This window comes from Nitrosospira sp. CT (assembly GCF_059489795.1).
In genome coordinates, this window is the sequence record NZ_JCAHZJ010000047.1 from 1 (window position 1) to 3,360 (window position 3,360).

2 protein-coding genes, 1 pseudogene and 1 riboswitch are annotated in these 3,360 nt (G+C 52.1%); all 3 genes and pseudogenes read left to right on the top strand.

Translation table 11 applies throughout. From position 1 onward, the window contains the following. Positions 1-1,126, top strand: a 1,126-nt coding sequence (locus AC52W5_RS08175; RefSeq protein ID WP_495670645.1) for an Ig-like domain-containing protein, incomplete at its 5' end; no start/stop codon positions are given. 652 nt (positions 1,127-1,778) lie between these two features. Then, on the top strand, positions 1,779-2,555 hold the full coding sequence (locus AC52W5_RS08180) for a choice-of-anchor N protein (RefSeq protein ID WP_495670646.1): 777 nt from the start codon (positions 1,779-1,781) through the stop codon (positions 2,553-2,555). A 271-nt stretch (positions 2,556-2,826) separates the two neighbouring features. Next, positions 2,827-2,913: riboswitch (cyclic di-GMP riboswitch) on the top strand. A 140-nt stretch (positions 2,914-3,053) separates the two neighbouring features. Continuing rightward, positions 3,054-3,360: pseudogene (locus tag AC52W5_RS08185) on the top strand (S8 family serine peptidase); the annotation flags it as partial.

Consider the following 3,360-nt stretch of genomic DNA (forward strand, 5'->3'; position numbering starts at 1 on the left):
CTGGAGTGCGATTTCTCAAGGGCTCATCTATGCGGCAGACCGCGGAGTTCGTGTCGCCAATGCCAGCTTCCTTGGATTGACTGACAGTTCGAGCACCCGCAGCGCCGCGCAATACATGAAGAACAAAGGCGGCCTCGTCATTGTCAGCGGTGGCAATACCGGGGTGCAGCAAAATTACGCTGCGACCACCACCATGATTCCTGTCTCTGCCACTGACGGAAATGACGCACGGACCAGTTGGTCGAGCTATGGTAATTACATTGCTCTCGCGGCTCCCGGTGCAGGAATCTGGAGCACTACCAAGGGTGGCGGCTATGGCGCGGTTTCCGGCACCTCGTTCTCCAGCCCGATAACGGCCGGCGTGGTGGCGCTGATGATGGCGGCAAAACCGACATTATCCAATATCCAGATCGAGAGTCTGCTGTATTCCACGGCGGTGGATCTTGGAGCGCCAGGGCGCGATCCTTACTATGGCTACGGACGAGTGAACGCTGCGCGTGCTGTGCAGGCAGTCGCCGGCACCGCGCTGGTAGGGGATACGCAGGCCCCGGCGGTTTCCATCACTTCCCCTGCCGGCGGATCAAGCGTGACGGGCCTGGTCGGCGTAAACGTGGCTGCGAGCGATAACGTCGGAGTGGCCCGTGTCGAATTGCGGGTCAACAACACCACGGTTGCGGTCGACACCTCGGCGCCGTTCGCCTTTACCTGGGATTCGCGGGGTGTGGCCAACGGTATGGTCAATCTGATTGCTTATGCATTCGACGCAGCCGGCAATTCCAAGGCTTCGACCGCCATTTCGGTGAATGTGGCAAATGGAACGACAACGGTGACCAGGGACACTACCGCACCTCAGGTGAAGATCGTAAACCCGGTGGCGGGGAATGTCTCGGGCAGCAACGTGGCGATCAGCGTGAATGCAAGTGATGATAGCGGCCCTGCGGGAATCACACATATGCTCTATATCGATAGCACGCTCAAGGCTACCGGAAAAGGAAGTACGTTAGGATATAGCTGGAACACCCGTCCAACCAATGTTCGCGCGGGAACACACACCATCCGGGCAGTCGTCAGGGATACGGCGGGAAATACGTCGTCTGTGTCAGTGAATGTAACAGTGATCAAGTAATCAGGTAGAAACCCTGGCCTGACCCGGATCCAGCAAACCGGAATCCAATTCCAAACCAGTATTGACGTTCGTACTGCTTGCTCGCCGAATTAATGTGATACGTTAAATTACGTTCGAGAAGCTACCCGGGTTTTCTTGGGCACTTTTTTGTCGAATATTTTTACCGGAAGAGAAGACTATTAACGTTTATGGGAAAGATCTGGTTATTCCTGCTAGAAGTGTCCGAATCGGCATACCGCTTTTCCATAAAGCTCCACAGAGCAGTTGGTTTTACGAAACCTTGCTGTTCATTCCTAACCCGTCGCGACACACATCCTGCGCTTCCTGAGGCGATGAGGTGTACTTCAGTCCAATAGTCAAAGCGTCGAAAGTCTGTAAGATTGCAGCTATTTCCTGGATAGTTGATAGGACAGATAACACAGATTCAAACCGCAGCAGTTTAAATAATACGATCAAACTATATCGCCGAGAAGCCATCCGGGTTCTTCTGGACCCCTTTTGTCGAATATTTTTACAGAAAAAGAAGGTTATCAATGTAAGGTAGATTAAACCCTTATTAGAATGAAGGGCTTGGAAATAGTTGGAAAAGCTGGTATGTAAATTGCTTCTACTTAAGTACGGCGTGTTTTTCGCTTACTGACAAGGGGCAATAATGAAATATTCAAAAGTATCTATGGGGGTGGCTGCATTATTTGCAGCCACGCAGGCGTGGGCAGTACCTGTTTTGCAGATTGGTGCGCCGGGAGGGCCGGGTGAAGGGACCTATGCCAATTATCAGTCTAATGGTACTGATCCTACTGAGGAAAATACGGCCATTACTTCCAGCGGTACGATATACGTTGGAGGGGTGTACCAAAATCAAAATGTGACCTCACTGGGGGGACAATCCACAGGAAATAACTGGTCCAGTTTTGGTTTTCCCACCGTATTTGATAGCCACGATGCGGTGCTCCTCGTATCCGTACCTGAGGGTTCATTGGGAACTGCACTTGATAATCCGCTTTTGGTAGGGGGTAGCGCCGCGTTTTACTCTAACGCAACCATGAGCTTCTTTCCGAATAGCCATGCGCCCGTGCAGAGTGGCGTTTCGGACTTTCTATTCTTCGACATCGGTGATTTTGCAAAAATCGCGGGAGTGGTACCGGATTTCGCTGATGAAACCGGAGGGGCTGACGGTCAGATTAAAACAATTACTGTTTCTGGTTTTGGTAGCTTGGCGTGGGCACATTTCGATGTGATGGCGTTGCAAACGACTGAGCGTGGCACTAACATTGTGACCACGCTGGCAAACGATTCAGGTTCACACGATGTAACCTGGAAGCCTGATGGCCCCCCTTCCCAGGAACTTCCCGAACCGGGGACGCTCGCCCTTCTGGGTCTTGGTCTGCTGGGTTTCGGCGCTTCGCGCAGATACCAAAAGAAAAAATAAGCATCAGCAGCTTTTTTCTCCAACGGCAAACCCGCTTCGGCGGGTTTGCCGTTTTTGGGACGAATAGAATATGTGAAAGTATGGAGATGAGTGGCAGCATTATCTTTTCTCCTGGAAACCTCCAAATCACTCCCCCCAATCGTTGCAGCAAAAATCGCCATCAGCAGCATTTTTCATCTCCAAATAAAGCAGCGAACAGAATCATTTTTGTGCAGTTGCTTTACCCATAGACCCTATGGGTGGTTCAGATACGATAACACTGCAACTTTTAATCTGTAAAAGGCAAACCTCGCGAAAACGAGGGACGCAAAGTCATCGGTCTACCGGGCAAAGGCCCCAGGACGGCAGGACTGCCAGATAATGCCATTTTCTTGTCAATTCTTTGACTGACGAGAAGCTATTAGAGAGTGCTGGCTGGATCTTAATGCTCCGGCTCAGTGCGCTTTTCGACACACGGCCTATCTAAGCGGTTCCGCCTCCCATAAGAGGAGGAACTACGTGAACATCAACCATAAGGCGCCTGCAGCCGGCTCAAGGAAGCCAGTTTCGGAGCAGTTAGCTTCGGGCATTATTCAATCAAGCACTTCCAACTCGCAGCACATCTCCAAGCCTTGGTATCACCTTTTGGGGGGAATATTGGCAGTTTTCCTGGGGCTGGCCCCGGCTATTTCCAGCGCAGAGCCCCCGGAGGGCAGGGGGCCTGGAGTGAAAAAGCCGCTTGGCTGGGCGAAGGGTCGCATCCTGGTCATGCCGCGCGCCGGATTGCCGGAAAAGGAACTGGCAAAGATTCTGGGCGAACATGGCG